Here is a 17,968-nt window from a genome sequence, read left to right on the forward strand (position 1 = left end):
CCTTAATGAAATTAACAAGTAAATTCTATTATTTATTTATTAACCACGTCACCTAGCGAAGTATTTTTTATGTCCGAATTTGTAAAATGATCCGGTTTAACCTTTGCCTTAATTTTCATTCCTGCTAAGTAAACTGCTCCAGAAATTAAAAGTGATTGAATAGCAGGAACTCCCATCGGAAATACATATTGTGTTAGATACCCAACTAATGCACCTACTACTAACGCAAGAGTTGCAATCCAATTCCACCCCGATTTATCTTCCCACTCTTTATTTCGAATAAAGAAAAAATCTGTAAACATAACCGCAGCGATAGCTGGATAAATAACACTTAATAGGATGAGGAAGTCCATAAAATAGGCTAATATGCCTGCAACAGCTAACATAATTCCAGCTACTGATCCAGCTATTGTTAACCAGGCTCGACCTTTTCCAGAATCAATATTAAACATATTTGCCGCAGCAAGTCCTGTTGAGTAGCATGCTACTAATTGACTCGTCCATAAAGCTAACCATAGGATTAAGAATCCCCAGAACGGAAAACCTAAATCCTGCATTACAGCAACAATATCTGCATTTCCTACGCCAACTGACATAACAGCCCCTGTCATGAAAAAGACAAATCCGATCACAATAATACCAAGGGGAATTAACATCTGATCTTTAACAGTTGGTTTTGAATACCGCGTATAGTCTGATGCAATTAACCATTGAGCCACATTCGCGCCCAGGATAAGGCTAACCCCGCCTAAAAAGGTCATAGACGGTTCTGGATTCCAATCCATAATCTTTTCCCAGCCAGCACCTTTCAAGGAGTAAAATACACCAGCAAAAATGAGAAGCAATCCAGCGGGAACCGCTAAATAATCTGTCCACTTCATTGAATTATACCCAATGATAGCCGGGACAGAAAAAAGTATACCAGCTATTAATGTTAAAAGAGCCCAAAGAGCCCATTGCTCTGTATAATCGATTCCAAAAACAGCAGAAATAGCATTCCCTGCAACAGCTGTATTTACAGCAAACCAGCCTACATTCATAACAACTAATGACATACCTACAATAAATCTTGCTTGTATTGAACCAAAACTAGTTCTAGCAATTACTGCGGAAGGGAGCCCAGTCTTTGCCCCAAGATATCCTTGAAGAGCATTTCCTATCCATTGAATAATGACAAGAGCTATTAATAGGATAAGCAGGATCTTTGAAAGCCCGAAGCTCCCCGCTAATGCAGCACCAATCATAATAACTGGAACCGAAAATTCTAATCCGCCAAATATAGTTGCAGGAACAATCCAGTGTTGCCGTTCTGATTCCGGAACTTTCGCCAGCGCTTTATCATCATCCATAGATGCCATAAATCTTCCCCCTTTTTTGGTAATTAATCTATTCATCTATTCTTTCAATAAAAATTTTTTCTTTTCCCTCAAGCCATACTCTTTCTCCTATTTGCACCAGCCCCTCAAACTCATGATAATCAACTTGTGCAAATACATTTACTGGTTCATGGCCTCTATGGCTTCTTGCCATTTCAGCCCCATAGTAGATTGCTATTGCCTGCGGATGGACCCCCTCTCCTTCCCAGTTCCAATCTCTCCAGTAGCATACATCACCCACACTTGTAAATATGGTTTGATTTTCCCTTGGCGGCATATCTTTTTTAGTGTAGGCAAAATTAACCTCCCTGCCAGACCATCTGGATTGTGTAACAACGCTTTCAAGAGGAAGTGAATTCCAAATTTTTTCGCATGTATAAGGAGCCTTCTCCTCAAGCATACTAGCTGTAATTTCTTCTCCGTTTTCAAATTTAATCCGTATTCGTTTCAATTCTATTGCACATCCTCATTGCGTTTTAATATTAATGTTCCGCCAATTCCGAATTATCAGTTTTTTTATGATGAAAAGTGAGGAAGGAAACAATAAAAGAACCGTTGAATCCTTCCCAACTCGTTAGCTACTTTTTCATACGATATTACCTAAAGCACTTCCCACTGCTTTGTAATATAACCATTTCTTAGATCACTTTCGATATCAATTGCAGATCTTTCAGCCGGATCCCCAAATCCTCCTCCTCCGCCTGTTTTTGCGATAACGATATCGCCCTTTTTAATCTTTTTTCCGTTAACTTTCAGTAAATGTTCTGCCTTACCCTCTGACACAATTTCAACATCAGGCTCTGCTCCTGAATGACCTCCAAATAATCCCCATGCAGGAGTTTTTGATCTTTCAAACCATAGGGATACAGATGTATTATCACTTAAAATCTCGTATTCTCGTACGACTCCAAGGCCTCCCCGATGCTTACCCGCACCGCCTGAATTTTCCCGTAGTGCATACTGATTGATTCTAATTGGATATTTCGACTCAAATACCTCAATCGGAAGATTTTTAAAATCTCCGCTAACATGGTTAATCAACGCTGATTGTCCATCACCTGTATGGAAAGCACCCCATCCACCTGCAGTTGCTTCAACACTTAAAAATGATTCATTTGTATTTTCATCCCTGCCTGCAAAAGTAACGACCATCGAATCTCCATAGTGGGCGGCAGCCGCTTTTTCCTTCATAACAGGAGACAATGCTTTAATAATTAAATCAATTAGGATGCCTAGGGGCGTGAAATACCATCCACATGGTGCAGGCTCCGTTGCATGGAAGATCGTTCCCTCCGGAGCAATAACATTCATTGTCCTAAAATTCCCTCCCGTTACTGGAGAAAAAGGACTAATTAAATCTTTAAATGCAACCCGACATGCAGAGATGGTCTGAGCATATCCGCAATTCGTTTGTCCAAAACGTTGTTTACTTGAACCCGTTAGATCAATTGTAATGTTTTCCTCTTCTACTCTGACATGTACTTTTACAAGAATAGGCTCATCCTTGACACCATCATTATCAAGGTATCCCTCCGCTTCATAATCTCCATCTGGAATGCTGCGGATAACGCTTCTGTCCATTTCTTCTGATTGTTTAAAAATATCATGAATACAGCGATTGATCCGATCATTGCCAAACCGAATGATTAATTCTTTGAATCTTTTTTCTCCAGTTCTGCAGGCTGCAATTTGGGCATTTAAATCTCCTAGTGCTGCCTCGCGGAAACGATTATTGGAAACAATAAGCCTGATTACATCTTCAATTGGCTTGCCTTTGTCATAAATTTTTGTAGGCAGAATACGAATTCCTTCCTGATAAATGCTTGTTGCATCCATTGGATAGCCCGGATCCTTTGATCCAATATCAAGCCAGTGTGCGCGATTGGCCGTAAATCCTACTAATTCTTCATTAAAGAAAATAGGTGAAAAGACCGTGACATCATTTAGATGGGTTCCGCCAATATATGAATCATTTAATATATAAACATCACCATCATTATAATATTCAATTCCTCCAATCATTTCCGTTGTAACTTTGATACATTCATCAATATTACCGAGGAAGATTGGCAGCCCTGCAGATTGTCCTAACAGCTCGACGTCCCTATTAAAAATACAAACACTGCAGTCCTTCATTTCATAAATGATTGGTGAAAAAGCGCTTCTTGCAAGACTGGCATTCATTTCATCCGCTGCAGAAATAAGTGCATTTCTTACGATCTCTGTAGTAACCGGATTCTCTAAATAAACCTGTTGCTGAATGGTCATACTAAAACCTCCTGTTCGGCTGTTTCTTTAACAATTTCAATATTCTGATATTCATCGATGTGAATGTAGTGTTTTGGCGGAATAACCAGTGTTGAATTTTTATCTTCGACTATAGCAGGTCCATTGAAATAGTTTCCGTTTACAAGTGAATCTGTAGAATAAACCTTTGTTTCCGCTTCCAGGTTATTCCATACAACATTTCTAGTAGATTTAGGTGTGGCTTGCTGTTCAGTTTGCTCCTGAGATTTTACATACTCAATTTTCTCCAAATCTCCAAAGGCGGTGACTCTAAGGTTTACAATTTCTATTTCCCCTTTTGGATTATTGTGGCCATAAATATCTAAGTGCGCTTTATGGAAATCCTGTTCTATTTGCTCAAAATTATTGATGTCATTTAATATGTTAATCGTGTACTCTTGCCCTGTGTACCGAACATCGATACTATTTTGGAAACGAATTTGACCCGTTTCAATATTCTGCTGATTTAATACTGTAATACTTTCCTGTTTCATTTCTTTATATTTTGATTCTATTTCTGGCATTTCAACCTGACCTTTGGTAGCCACATAGTTCCGAACGGTATCAAATCGGATGTCTGTCTGAAGCATCCCCCATGCTGAAAAGGTGCCAGAAACACTTGGAACAAAAACCTTTTCCATATCAAGTAAATCAGCAATCAAAACGGCGTGCATTGGTCCCGCTCCCCCAAAGGCCACTAGAGTAAATTCTCGGGGATCAATACCGCGCTTAACTGTCAGTGTACGAATAGCATCAGCCATTTTTGCATTTGCAATATCACAAATTCCTTCCGCAGTCTCCTTAACGGATAAACCGATCTGGTCTGCAACCGTTGTAATCGCTTCAATAGCTGCCTGTTTGTCTAACTTAATATCTCCACCTAAGAAATTATTCTCATCAATTCGTCCAAGTACTAGATTTGCATCAGTAACCGTTGGCTGTTTACCACCTTTTCCGTAACAAGCTGGCCCTGGAGTTGAACCTGCACTTTTCGGCCCTACCCTTAAACCGCCCGCTTCAATCCATGCAATTGAACCTCCACCAGCGCCAATTGTATGTATATTGACCATTGGTGAAAGAATAGGGAAACCTTCCATGTTTATCTCTGCAATTACATCTGGCTCTCCATTGATGATCATACTGACATCGAAGCTTGTTCCGCCCATGTCTACACAAATTAAATTTTTATCACCAGTCAGCTTTGTTAAATTCATACCTCCAATGGTACCACCAACTGGGCCAGACATAAGAGTCTGCAGAGGTAATTTTTTTGCAATTTTTGATGTCATTACACCGCCATTAGACTGCATGATATAAATATCCTTTTTAAAACCTCTTTTTTCTACTTCTTGCTCTAAAATTTTCAAATACTTTTTTACAATAGGTGCGATGTATGCATTAATAATTGTTGTACTCACTCGCTCATATTCACGCCATTCTCTAGCTATATCACTTGATAGTGAGACTGGAATATCCAACTCCTTCTCAATGGCTCTGCGAATATGACCCTCATGGTCCGGGTTTCGATAGGCATGCATTAAACATACCGCAACAGCATCATATTCTTTCTCTTTTAATTCCTCAATTATTTGAAGGAGATTTTCCTCATCCATTGGTTTTACTACAGAACCATCAAATGTAACTCTTTCGTTTATTTCGTAAATATGCTCTCGCTCTACTAGAGTTGCGGGTTTATTGAAATGAATATTGTACATTTCCGTGCGGTTAGCTCTGCCTATCTCGTAAACATCTCTAAAACCTTTTGTTACGATAAGAGCTACATTTGCTCCCTTTCTTTCTAGGAAAGCATTTAAACCAGATGTTGTTCCATGAACAAAATATTCAATTTCACTAAGATCATCAACATAATGCTCAATACACTCTAAAACCCCTTCTGCTAAATTATGAGGAGTGGTAAGCGCTTTTTTAGTATGATAAACATTTTCCATTCGGTCGAAAATAACTAAGTCAGTAAAGGTCCCTCCAATATCTACACCAAGCCGATAACGTGACATATATGTTTCCTCCCTTTCTATCATATTCTGAACTTTTGTAAGACAGCGACATCGAAACATAATTAAGTAATGATACAGTGATATCGGGATTAGAAACATTCCCCCTTTCAAAGGACTTATCGTTTTATGAAAATGAATGGAACATTATTTAAAAAATAACTGGAGTTACCACAGATAATATAACTGTTTCTTGATCTAGAGGGTTTTCCCACATATGGAGTTGTGTTGATGGAAAATGAATAGCTTCTCCTTCCCGCAAATAGTAATCGTTTTGATCAACACGTATAAGAACTGCACCTTTAAGAACAAAGTAAAATTCCTCTCCAGGGTGTCTAACGAATTCTTTATCCTTTTGCTGCGGCATCATTGTTATTATTAATGGCTCAATTTTTCTATCAGTAAAATTGCTGCTCAGCCTTACGTAGGTAGATTCAGAGGTTTCGATCTTAAAAGGTTTTTGGTCCTCTTTCCGAACTGCGTAATTAACATTTTCCGGCTCTTCGAAAAAGTGAATCATTTTCACTCCAAAGGCTTCAGCAATTCTTTTTAAAGAAGTAATAGCTAAGGTGGATGCTCCTCTTTCGATTTGAGATAAGAAGCTTACAGATAAATCTGTCTTTTCACTTAGTTCTTTCAAGGTCATTCCACTCTCAAATCGCAGTTGTTTTATCTTTTTATAAATTTCCTCCATAAGTAAAATCCTTTCTTTATATTAAAAATAATTACAGTATTTCCATAACTAATTATGATATTACCATAAAAGAGAGTGAATTAAAACAATATTTTGAAAATTTTATCTATAGATGTCTCATCATTTTTGTTGAGCAGATTCTGTAAGCCGAGAACGTAAAAAAAGAAAGGCAGATCATCCGTCTTTCTTCACTTATTATGCATCTCCATCCAATTCTTAACCAACCGCTTTGGTGCCGTACATAAATAGGCTTCTTGAATTAGAACGATTAATTCATCCCAGTCTTCCCCATCTGGATTTAGGATCGATACCCAGCCGTGTTGCCCTATATATAGGGGTTTGAAAAAATGCTCTTTCTTCAGTAATAAACCCTGTGTTTCCCGGTCTGACTTGAGCGACAGGCTGAACCCTTTGTCACTCTCACCTGATATCACGATTAATTTTCCATTGATCTTAAAAGTATTGTGACCGAATTCGTCGATGTATTCAACAGCTTCGGGAAGTGCAAGACAGATTTTGCACAGATTTGCACGAATGCTTTCCGTGTCTTGTGTTTTCATATTTTGATTCACCTATTAAAAATTTAAAGAAAGTACAGTAAAGCTTTCCAAGACTTGGGGACAAGCACTCATTTTATTATCCTTACATTTGTGTTTTATTATTGGCCAAGACACTTGCAATGTAGAAAGCATAAAAGCACCCGCATGGGTGCTTTTTAAATTATTTTGTTCTTTGAATTACAGAATCCATAGAATGTCTTTTAAACGAATCAGAAACTTCTTCCTGACTGAATTTTTGTTGAGCATACACAGTGCTTTTACTGGTCGCAACCGTGTTTTCATGATACTGCTCCGTTAGTCGAATAAAAGAGGCAAAAGAGCCGCCGATCCAAATACGAATCAACAGCTCTTTCGCTTATTCATTCAAGTAAGCCCAAGCATATTGCGCATAAAGTTCCGCTCCTGTTGCAAGAGCGTCTTCGTCGATGTTAAATTTGCCATGGTGATGGGCCCATTCCGTGTCTTTTTGTGGATTGCCGCTGCCTACTAGTGCAAAGCTGCCAGGCGCTTTGTCCAAGAAAAAGCTGAAATCCTCACCGCCCATTGTTGGTTTTTCATTGTAAAGGACCTCTTCTCCGAATGCTTCGGAAGCGACTTTTTGAACCAGTTTTGAACTGTATTCATCGTTAATCACCGCTTGTGTTCCCCGGATGTATTCCACTTTTGCTGTTGCGCCGTATATAGCAGCAACTTGATCGGCATAATGCTGAAGCTGCTTTTCGATATGATCCCTTGTTTCAGGATTAAAACAGCGAACAGTTCCCTCAATGACAGCATTTTCAGCTATGACGTTGAACCGTGTGCCAACCGTCATTTTTCCAACAGTGAGTACGGCAGGATGCTGAGCATCAATGGTTCTTGAAACAACGTTTTGCACATTCATGACAAAGGAAGAGGCGACAATGGCCGTATCAATACAATCATGCGGCATGGCACCGTGGCCGCCTTTCCCTTTAAACGCAACCTTAAAAAGATCAGCAGAAGCAAAGGATGGTCCTGGCATGCAGGACACTTTATGTGTCGGCATTTGGGACCAGATATGGATGCCAAAGACATTGTCCACGCCTTCCATCGCTCCCTGTTCCACCATCATCTTTGCGCCTTCCGCTACTTCTTCGGCTGGCTGGAACAGCAAGCGGACATTCCCCGGTAATTCTTCTTTTATTTCATTTAATGCTTTGGCTGCAATCAACAGCATGGCGGTATGGGCATCGTGTCCGCATGCGTGCATTTTTCCATTTTCCATGGACGCATAGGGCAGGTCTTGGTTCAATTCCTCAACCTGGAGTGCATCCATGTCTCCTCTTAAAGCCACTGTTTTTCCTGGCTTCCCGCCCGTAATATCTGCAATGACGCCAGTTGGTTCCGTTCTTCTGCAGGGTATACCTAAACCTTCAAGATACTCACAAATAAATTGAGTGGTTTTTACTTCTTCCCACGATACTTCCGGCTCACGATGTAACTTCCTGCGTAATTCAGTCAGTTCATCACTGTATGCATGAATCGCTACTTTCAATTGGTTATGAATCATGACTTATTCCGCCTCCGTTAGCTCTATTGCTGCCTCAAACAAGATCTTTACAGCTTCGGCGATATGCAGGGAATCAGACCACTCTTCCGGACAATGGCTCAGACCATTTTTGCTTGGAATAAACAGCATCCCTACATCTGTGAAATCAGCAAAAACCATTGCATCGTGGCCTGCACCGCTATTAATGGAACAGGAAGGGAAACCCAGTTCACTGCTTTTTTCCTTCAATAGTCTTACAATCTCTTTATCCATTGCTTTCGGCTGAACATATAAAGGCTGTTCAACGATAATATCAATTCCACTCTCACGATAGGAATCTGCTAATTCTTTTACTTTTTGAATCACATTCTGGACATGTTCTTCCTTGCCTGACCGAATGTCTACAGAAAATACCGTTTGATCCGGAATTACATTGGATCCATTCGGGTAAACCTGTAATTGCCCGGTTGTAATAACTGTTCCGTCCCCAACGGCTGCAGCCAGCTCTGGAAATTGGGCAATCATCTTGGCAGCCACAACCAGCGCATCCGCCCTCTTGTCCATTGGAGTGGTCCCTGCGTGGCCAGCATGTCCTTTTACTGTTACATCTAACTGCGTTAAACCGACAATCGCTTCGACTACCCCGATCGTAATACCTTTCTCTTCTAAGATAGGACCTTGCTCAATGTGCAATTCCAGGTAAGCCTTTACCGTCTTGGGATCTCTTTTTTTCGGCAGAGATGGATCAAGCCCAATTTTCTCCATGGCTTCCACTGTAGTAATGCCATCTTTGTCTTTTAATGTTTTGAAGTCTTCCTCACCAAGCAACCCGACCATTCCGCGTGACCCCATTAAGCCCCCGCCAAATCTGGAGCCTTCTTCTTCTACAAGAGCAATAACCTCCAGTGGGTATTTCGGTGTTAATCCATTCTCCACAAAGAGGGCCGCTACTTCAAGTCCTGCTACTACTCCTGCAGGACCATCATAGGATCCCCCATTTGGGACAGAGTCAAAGTGAGAGCCTATGAGAACACTTGGCGCACCTTTTTGGGATCCTTCAAGTCTTCCAAAAATATTGCCTAATCCATCCTCCCGAACGGTCAAGCCCACTTCCTTCATTTTTGCTTTAATATACTGCCGTGCAAGCAGATCCTCCTGACTATAAGTTAGCCGGGTTGTCCCTTTACCTGGAGTTGCCGTATAGGTGCCTAAGGTGTCAATATGGCTTTCTATTCGAGCCTGTACTTTTTCGAAATTCACGTTTTTCCCTGTTTGAACTTCATTCATTCTATCCATTCCTTTCTTACAAGAGTCCGACAAAAATCCCTGCCAATACCACCGACACAATGGTTACCGTGATGAACCCGCCGACAAGCATAGGCGGCAGCATATGGCTAGTCAGCATCTCTCTTTCTTTTTCATCTTCTGTTAAGGATTTTATCACTTCATTCGTAATAATGTAGTCAGCTGGGAATCCATATAAAGCCGTTAATGAAACAGCAAACGCCATTTCTTTACTCGTTTTCAAAATTTTCCCTGCAATGAATGAGAAGATGTACATCCCGATTACACCTAATACAATGGTACCTGCAAGCGGAAAAATAATTTCCATCATCATGCTTGGCGTAGCCTGCTTTAAGCCGTCAAAGATAAAGAGCATCAGCGCCATGATGGCAAAACCGAAACCATTTGCTTTTTGTAAAGCCTGCTTTTCAAGAAAGCCTATACTTGTGGCAATTACCCCAAACAATAGGCAGAGAACAAATGGACTAACACTGACAATTGGTGCTAAAAGAGTCGATGTCAGGTAAGCAAGGTACGATACTAATGATAGCCTAAAAAACTTGAAGAAATCTGTATTATATTTCTCTGGCATCTTTTTAAAGAGCTTTAGCTCACTATTTGCAGCTGCTGATGCAGCGGCTACCTCAGCTGCTGCTTCTTCCTGTTCTTTAAAAATAAGCTGACCGCTGCGGTATTGGCTCAATAGGCGCTTTCCTTCTTTTTTCAAAGCCAGCGATGTGAGCGGATAGCCTGCAAATCCCTGCATAACATAAATGACGATTGCAAAGACAGATAAGGAAGCAAGACCCGCTTCTTTCGCTCCTTCAGACATAATCAAGGCAGATACAACACCGCCAACTAATGGAGGAATTGCCACGACCACCGTCTTAAATCCAAAAATAAAGGATCCGATTCCCAATAATATTGCGATAATTCCTAAAATCCCTGACAAAGCAATGACAATGGTCTTCCACTGGTTTTTTAATTCCTTAATTGATAACAACGTTCCCATATTAGTAATTAATAAGTACATCATCATCACAGCCACAACTGACGGTATCCCTGCTACGGCTACAATATCCTGCGGAAAAAATGTCCAGTACCCTGCGAGGAATAGAGCTGCACAGATGAAAATGGACGGCACCCACGCCTTTGTCCGAACGGCAACCAAATCTCCTATAAATAGAATAAGCATAAGAATAACTAAAGCCAACATCTGTGACATACTACCCCATCCCTTCTTAGATGAATAAAAATTCATTCGATTTACTAATGAATTATATGTTATAAGAATAATAATATAATTATACTTTTCAGTCAATTAAAATTATTAACAATTTTCAAGTAAGCGTTTACACTTTGTTTTATAACCTTTATTTTCCAGTTCCGATAAATATGATAAAACTAATATATTATTTTAAAATATTTTTAAGACGAAAAAGAGGATGTCTCTAAAGAATGGACACCTTCAATTATTTATACAAAGCAATCTTTCATAAACTTTATATTATATTATAGAGATCATCTTGGAACTGGCTTCTATAATCAAATATTCAGATGCAAGACTATCTTCTATAGTAATCTAACAATGCTTAGAATATATAATCCGTTGAGTTATTCTTAACACCTTTACATGGACAATCATTAAAAGAGTTTTAATGTTGCTTTGAAATAAAGTATGCTCAAAAACACATTACAAACCGGTATTTTAAATGCACAGTGGTTTTCAGCAGAAAACTGAACGCAACACCCGTGTCTTATTTAAAAACCCCTTGCTGCTTTTCATTAAGAATCTTTGTTTCATTACGTGTAATCGATATTTTTAAAAAAGGAGCCATCATTTCGCCGAAGGCGTCAACTACTGCGGGATGGCCATTCATATCCTGCAATGGCCGAAATGGGCAGGTACAGCGATGAAAAGTTGCTTGTTGAAATTTATATTTGGGATTTTCCCCGTAGACATTGTGCCTGTTTTTTTTAAAGCAGTTAAAATCCTTTTCCAAGGAACAAAAAAAGACCTAAAATGGGAAGGATTTGCACACATAGGTACATTCTGTCCTTAACTCATTTTAGGTCTTGCCTGCCAGGCAGTCACAATCCGCATAATTTGATTTTTTATGATTATTCTAGACTATTTGATCCTATCTATTAAGATAAGATTTTATCTTTTTATGGCCACAGGTACATTTACATCATCAATATTAATATGTCCCCATCCGCCAGTTTCAAAGTCGACAACCTTAATGTATAACTCTTCACCAATATAATCCGAAACATCCCAGTAAACCCTTCGATAGGCTTCCCAGTTTCCGCCTGTTTCCTTTATTAACTCTTTGCCGTCTGAAACTCTTACTAATGCAATATAAAGCCTATCGATATTAGCTCCACCACCGATAAGGAAATCAACTTTTCCGTTTCCGCCTAACACAAAGTTCTCAGATTTTAAGACTCCTGTCAGTGAATCCCCGCCTTTTTCGCCATTAAACCCCCATAAATGGTATCGTTCAGGGTCCATTCGGTCTGAAGCTTGGTTAAAAGGGCCGCCCCATCCCCAATCGTCCTTCTTGGTTACGTGTTCATTACTAAATGCATTTCCTTCTACAACATTCCATCCTGTTAAATCCCCTGTTTGGAAATCATGGTTAGGTAATTCCGTACTTTCGGGTACAGGATTTCCGCCATCATTCGAATCTGGCCAATAGGCTGGAACCGCTTCTCCGTATGCCGAACCAAGTTCCCATACCTTCATCGATACCACTTTAGCCTTTCCGCCACTACTCCATAACTCAAGGCCCAGTGCATCGGAAAGTGTTGGATATACACGGGATGTGATGCTTTTTTCACCATTTGCATAGGCTTCAATCATCGACCGATCCAGATAAAGATGAAGCTTGAGATTCTGTTTTCCTATCTTAAGCTCTCCGCCCTGTACACCTTTTTGAATATCCGGATCAAGACTTGACTTGTTTCTATCAATATTAAGTGCTTGGTTTTTAACATCATAGAATAGTAACGTTTCTTCCTTTCCATCGGATGACTTTCTAAGCTTTAGGCCCACTTGTTTAGCAGAGGCTGGTTTGATTTCCAATTGAATTTCCAACTGATCGCCTTTAACGTTCTTTAATAATGGATTGGCTTTATCCGTTTTCATATTCTTAATCGAAACAAGTTCCTTCTTCCTTAAGGATTTTAATTCAGATATAGGTTTAATTCCTAATCCGCCTTCTGAGTTTAATGAAAGCTCAAGCGGCAGCCCTGCATTATGAGCCCAGCCAGCATCATAATGCTGTTGCTCCGTCCGGCGGTCCTGGGCAATACTAAAGAGAATAGAGCGTCCTTTTCCATCAACCATCCCGCTTGGTCCTGTAAAGTGTTCCCCGTAATCAAATTGTTTTGGGTCCGTATGGTCAGGAACGAACTCTAGTTTTTCTTTATCCCATGTTCCAATCCAATACCATACATATTTCACATTATGCGGACTATATCCATCGAACCATGGATTAATAAAGAAGGCATATTTTTCAACACCCTTTGCATCCTTACCTAATGGCAGAAAGACTGGCAGCTCCCAAACTTGGCCTGTTTTCGGAAATTGTTCATAATTGCCAACCAGCAGCGGCTTTTTGTATTCCCAATTTTTCAGGTCTTTAGAGGTATAGAGAAGTGCAGTTCCCCCTGCTCCTTTAATACCTGATCCAACGAGCTGGTACCATGTATCTCCATCTTTCCAAACATATGGATCACGGAATTGGCCGTACCATACCTCGCCTTCTTCTGCCGGCAGATTGGGTTCTTGTACAGTAACTGGCTTGTCATACATCAGCCATTCTTTCAATTCCGGGTCTTGAGGATCCTTACTAGTCGCAAGACCTGTCATTTGATTTGGATACTTCTTATCATCCCCAGCTGTAAAAAGTAATACTGGATTTCCTTCAGCATCAACCGTTGATCCCCCAGACCAAACACCATCCGGCGCAATGGAATTTCCATCAGGTGACAGTGCTATTGGAGCATCCTCCCAATGGACCATATCATCACTTACAGCATGCCCCCAATGAATTTGATGCCAATATGGGCCTTGAGGATTATTCTGATAGAATAGATGATATTTCCCATTATAGTAAAACGGCGCATGAGGCTCGTTCATCCAATGCTCTGGTGCAATAAAGTGATATTGCGGGCGGTACCTGTCCCCGGCATACCTGCTCCGATCTGGTGCTAAATCAGGTATTGGAAGTTGATGACTCTCAAAATTACGTAAATAGGAGTCATAATTTTCTTTAATTTTTTCTCCTGGCAAAGGATGGTTATACACCTTTAATTCGTCAATCATACCGTTAAACATATTGGCCGTGAAAGCTCCGTTTATTCTGGCAGCACTATTATGTTTTCCGATTAATAAGTCATTTGATGATGGGGTGATCGCCCCTTTTGGTGTGACCGTCTTCCCGACCAGTTCGCCATTTAAATAGAGCTTCATTTTTTGCTCTTCCTTATCAAATGTGGCAACAATATACGACCATTTATTTCTTTCAAGGGGTTTGTCTTCGGCGCCCCAGACCTCCTTCCATTCACCGTTTATACTTGCTTGGAATGACCACTTCCCGTGTCGTCCCATGCCAAGAATATAGCCTTCACTTGCGGATTTATTGTGTTGATTTACGATAGCAGACAATTGGCCAAGATCGCCCCATTCATAAGATCTTGGAGCAACCCATGCTTCTATCGTAAGGGCATCTGTTGGCTTAATGACCTGATCAGATGGCCTAGTAATCCATGTAGAATATCCATCGAACAGTAAAGCCTTGTTTTGAATCCCATCCCTCCATAAAGGATCGGTCGATGGCTTGTATTGAGCATTCGTAAACACATAAGAAATAGGGTCTTCCATGCCTCTTACCAGGTCTTTTGTTTTTGTTCCACTGCCCTCATCCAATGACCAGCTTGCTATTAAACCTGTATTTTTCACATGGAAATCATCCACGTTAATATGACCCCATTGGCCAGTTGTACGATCAACCACTTTAATATAGACTTCTTCCCCCAAGTAACTCGCTGCATCCCACTTGACCCGGGTGTATGCTTCACTATCATTCCAATTGGTATTCGTTGCTTTCATTAGTTCTTTATCATCTGAAGCTCTAACTAAGGCGACATATAAGTTATTAATATCATTTCCACCGCCAATAAGGAAATTGATTTCACCAGTTCCCGAAAGTTTGAAGTTAGTGGATTTAAGTACGCCCGTTTGCCCATCTCCTCCATCCTTTGTACCCCACAAGTGATAGTTGTTCACATGGTTAAACGGTCCGCCCCAGCCCCAATCTTTATCAGCTGTGACATCTTGATTAGAGAAAGCATCTCCTTCAACAATGGTCCACCCTGTTAAATCACCAGTCTCAAAATCTGGATTTTGAATCGTACCGGTTATTATTGGGTCATTATTTAAAACATGAAAATCATCCACATTAATGTGCCCAAATCCTCCAGAATGATAGTCTGCTATTTTTATAAACATTGATTCCCCGCGATATTCCGATGCATCCCAGCTGACTCTTCGATAGGCTTCAGTATTGGATCCAGTAGCTTTAAAAAGCTCTTTGCCATCAGACGCCCGGACTAAGGCAACATATAGCTTGTTTATATCCTGCCCCCCGCCAACAAGGAAATCAATCATTCCATTTCCCCCTAGCTTGAATACTGAAGATTTCATGACACCTGTACGAAAATCAGAGTTTGCCTCATTCGCTGCCCCGGCAAATCCCCAAACATGGTAGGCTCCTTGTTGCTGAAAAGGGCCACCCCAGAAGCTTGTAACATTAGATACTGGATTATCAAATGCTGACCCCACTTCGGTCCATCCTGTTAAATCGCCAGTCTCAAAATCTGGATTTTCTATTTCATATGGCAGACTGTCTCCATCAACGTCAATCTGGTCAATTTTTGAAACAAAAGAGGCGTTTTTCAAATCGTATACCGTTAATGATTTTAGGGAAACTTCCCCACCAGTTGTGTAAAGTTCAAGAGATTGATTTTTAGGATCAGGGAAAAATTGATCCGTCATCACCACATGGCCGTCATTGCCAAATACTTCAACAGATGCCCGGTCAACAATTAAATGGATTTTAACGGTTTGATCAATAGCTGTTAACGGCGCTTCATGTTTGGCAGCAAAATCACCGTTGAAACTGGAATCACCTGCATCAGTTCGGTCAACAAACAATTTATTATTGCCTATATCATAACCAACCTTTGTTTCCCCGCTTGCCCCTTTTCGAATGTTAAAACCAAACTCGGTTACCGTCGTTGAATTCCAATCAAATTCAGCGATAATTTCATAGGCATCTCCAGTCATATTCGATAATACATTTTCTCCAGGAGTGATCACTTTATTTTCCATAACTTCCGGAGTCCCCCTAAGACTTGCCAGGTCCATTACAGGTTTTTGTTTAAGGCGAATCCCTTCGCCCTCAACCGTTGATAAGGTAAGTTCACGCGGAATCGACATCGTTCCTCTGAATGAGGATGTTGGAATGTCCTGCCCATATTTCCAGTTATTCATCCATCCAAGCCATAAACGGCGTCCATCAGGAACATCATTCCATGAAACAGCCGCATAAAAATCAGCGCCATAATCGGCCCAGAGAACTTTACTCGGATCATTGGCATTGGTGAAAGTCTTCCCATCAAAATCACCAATAAAATACTGCATCCCTGAACCGCCGGCTGGGGCCCCTTCACTGATACTGACAGCCAATACCCACTTTTTCTTTGTTGGATCTCCATCAACCGGAAGGGCAAATAAATCCGGACATTCCCATGTTCCCGCATGGGAGCCGTCATGGTTTCCAAATTCACTTACTTTCGTCCAGGCTTTTAAATCTGGGGAGTTATAAAAATAAATGCGGTCACCGGCTGAAATAACCATGATCCACGTCTTTGTTTCCTCATGCCAAAACACCTTCGGGTCCCGGAAAACATCAACCCCATCTGACATCGGGATAACCGGATTCCCTTCATACTTTGTCCAAGTACGGCCATTATCGTTACTATACGCTAAACTTTGAACTTGATGACCGTCTTTTTCTTGCGTAAAAACTGCAACCATCGGCGGTTTCGAATCCTTTCCAAACCCGGTCGTATTGTTCCAATCAATAACGGTACTTCCAGACCAGATAAAGCCTAATTCATCCGGATAGAGAGCAATCGGCAAGTGTTCCCAATTGACCAAGTCTTTACTTACCGCATGTCCCCAATACATCGGCCCCCACTTTGGTTCAATGGGATTATGCTGATAAAACAGATGATACTCCCCATCGTAATAAACCATACCGTTGGGATCATTCATCCAGTTTTTTTCCGGAGAAAAGTGAAATTTCGATCGAAAAGGTTCATTTTCACTAACATCAGATAAAATGGATGTCTCACCCGTTTCAGCTATACTAGAAACTGCAGGCATAAACATCGAAATCATTAAGGAAAAAATGACAACAATCGATAATCCTCGATTTTTTACCTTTTGCTTCAACCCTGTTCACCCTCCAACATTTAATTGTCTCATTCTTCAGAGAATGTGCGTACAAATAAACTGATAAGAGTTGAGGCTAATAATGATAGATTCAACGCCTCAATTCGTTCCTTTCATATTTAAGCAGCTGGTTAAACCACATTTGACATAAGTAATAAATCGCATAGGCTGTGAAACTTCCAATGAATAAAATGGTAACTGGATAAAAATAGAACAGAGCTGTCTCTGCTCCAACAATGATCAATAATAGAACAGTTAAGACCGGGTTCATAAGTGAAAAAAGAAAGGCATTTCGAATCACGTTCTTCCAGCTTAGTTCGAAATGGACCATAATCGGAAAAAGATAAATAGAGATTGAACTAAACAACAAAAAGCCAACGACTAAGATGATATACAGAATAAGCTGACGAACCGAACTGCTTGGATCGATAATCCGATAATCAAAATATAAGAAAAGTGCCAGTACCGACCACATAATAGAGATAAGGAAGCTTTGTTTAAAATTCTCCTTAAACATTTTCAAAAAGCTCTTTAAAATACCGTCCGTTTCCTTTTGCAAGATTCGGTAACGGACGACACCAAACATGGCTGCTGTTGCAGGAAAAAAGGTAACCAGGGGGAGCATGGTCATTACCCATAGCAAATTTAACAGAACTAAATCTACGATCGCATTTAATGCAGAATATAATCTATTGTTTAAACTGTTCATCCTGTCATT

The 17,968-nt window shown here is 40.4% G+C and carries 11 protein-coding genes; all 11 read right to left on the bottom strand.

The features are described from left to right. Positions 1 to 32 precede the first annotated feature (32 nt). Positions 33 to 1,358 carry a purine-cytosine permease family protein gene (locus DFO73_RS02525; protein WP_258309156.1) on the bottom strand — a complete coding sequence of 442 codons (1,326 nt, stop codon included), beginning with the start codon at positions 1,356 to 1,358 and terminating at the stop codon, positions 33 to 35. A gap of 28 nt (positions 1,359 to 1,386) precedes the next feature. Beyond that, complete coding sequence (locus DFO73_RS02530) at positions 1,387 to 1,827, bottom strand: DUF3830 family protein (RefSeq protein WP_110063206.1); 441 nt, start codon at positions 1,825 to 1,827, stop codon at positions 1,387 to 1,389. A gap of 149 nt (positions 1,828 to 1,976) precedes the next feature. After that, a complete protein-coding gene (locus DFO73_RS02535; protein WP_110063207.1) occupies positions 1,977 to 3,644 on the bottom strand; it encodes a hydantoinase B/oxoprolinase family protein in 1,668 nt (555 codons plus the stop codon). Then, positions 3,641 to 5,677, bottom strand: coding sequence for a hydantoinase/oxoprolinase family protein (locus DFO73_RS02540; RefSeq protein WP_110063208.1), 2,037 nt, complete (start codon positions 5,675 to 5,677; stop codon positions 3,641 to 3,643). The genes DFO73_RS02535 and DFO73_RS02540 overlap by 4 nt, the downstream gene beginning before the upstream one ends. A 148-nt stretch (positions 5,678 to 5,825) precedes the next feature. After that, on the bottom strand, positions 5,826 to 6,368 hold the full coding sequence (locus DFO73_RS02545; protein WP_110063209.1) for a helix-turn-helix domain-containing protein: 543 nt from the start codon (positions 6,366 to 6,368) through the stop codon (positions 5,826 to 5,828). Between the two features lie 188 nt (positions 6,369 to 6,556). Beyond that, positions 6,557 to 6,928, bottom strand: a complete 372-nt coding sequence (locus tag DFO73_RS02550; RefSeq protein ID WP_110063210.1) for an MmcQ/YjbR family DNA-binding protein — start codon at positions 6,926 to 6,928, stop codon at positions 6,557 to 6,559. 355 nt (positions 6,929 to 7,283) lie between these two features. Further along, entirely contained in the window at positions 7,284 to 8,459 is a 1,176-nt protein-coding gene (locus tag DFO73_RS02555) for an amidohydrolase (protein WP_110063211.1), read from the bottom strand. A gap of 3 nt (positions 8,460 to 8,462) precedes the next feature. After that, positions 8,463 to 9,725, bottom strand: coding sequence for a Zn-dependent hydrolase (locus DFO73_RS02560; RefSeq protein ID WP_110063212.1), 1,263 nt, complete (start codon positions 9,723 to 9,725; stop codon positions 8,463 to 8,465). A gap of 16 nt (positions 9,726 to 9,741) precedes the next feature. After that, positions 9,742 to 10,947: a hypothetical protein gene (locus DFO73_RS02565; protein ID WP_110063213.1), complete on the bottom strand. Its 1,206-nt coding sequence runs from the start codon at positions 10,945 to 10,947 to the stop codon at positions 9,742 to 9,744. Positions 10,948 to 11,883: 936 nt separating this feature from the next. Next, a complete protein-coding gene (locus DFO73_RS29100; RefSeq protein ID WP_258309158.1) occupies positions 11,884 to 17,250 on the bottom strand; it encodes a GH32 C-terminal domain-containing protein in 5,367 nt (1,788 codons plus the stop codon). Positions 17,251 to 17,341: 91 nt separating this feature from the next. Then, positions 17,342 to 17,959, bottom strand: a complete 618-nt coding sequence (locus tag DFO73_RS02585) for a YesL family protein (RefSeq protein ID WP_110063215.1) — start codon at positions 17,957 to 17,959, stop codon at positions 17,342 to 17,344. Positions 17,960 to 17,968 lie beyond the last annotated feature (9 nt).

The organism is Cytobacillus oceanisediminis, assembly GCF_003182355.1.
Lineage (GTDB): Bacteria > Bacillota > Bacilli > Bacillales > Cytobacillaceae > Cytobacillus > Cytobacillus oceanisediminis_A.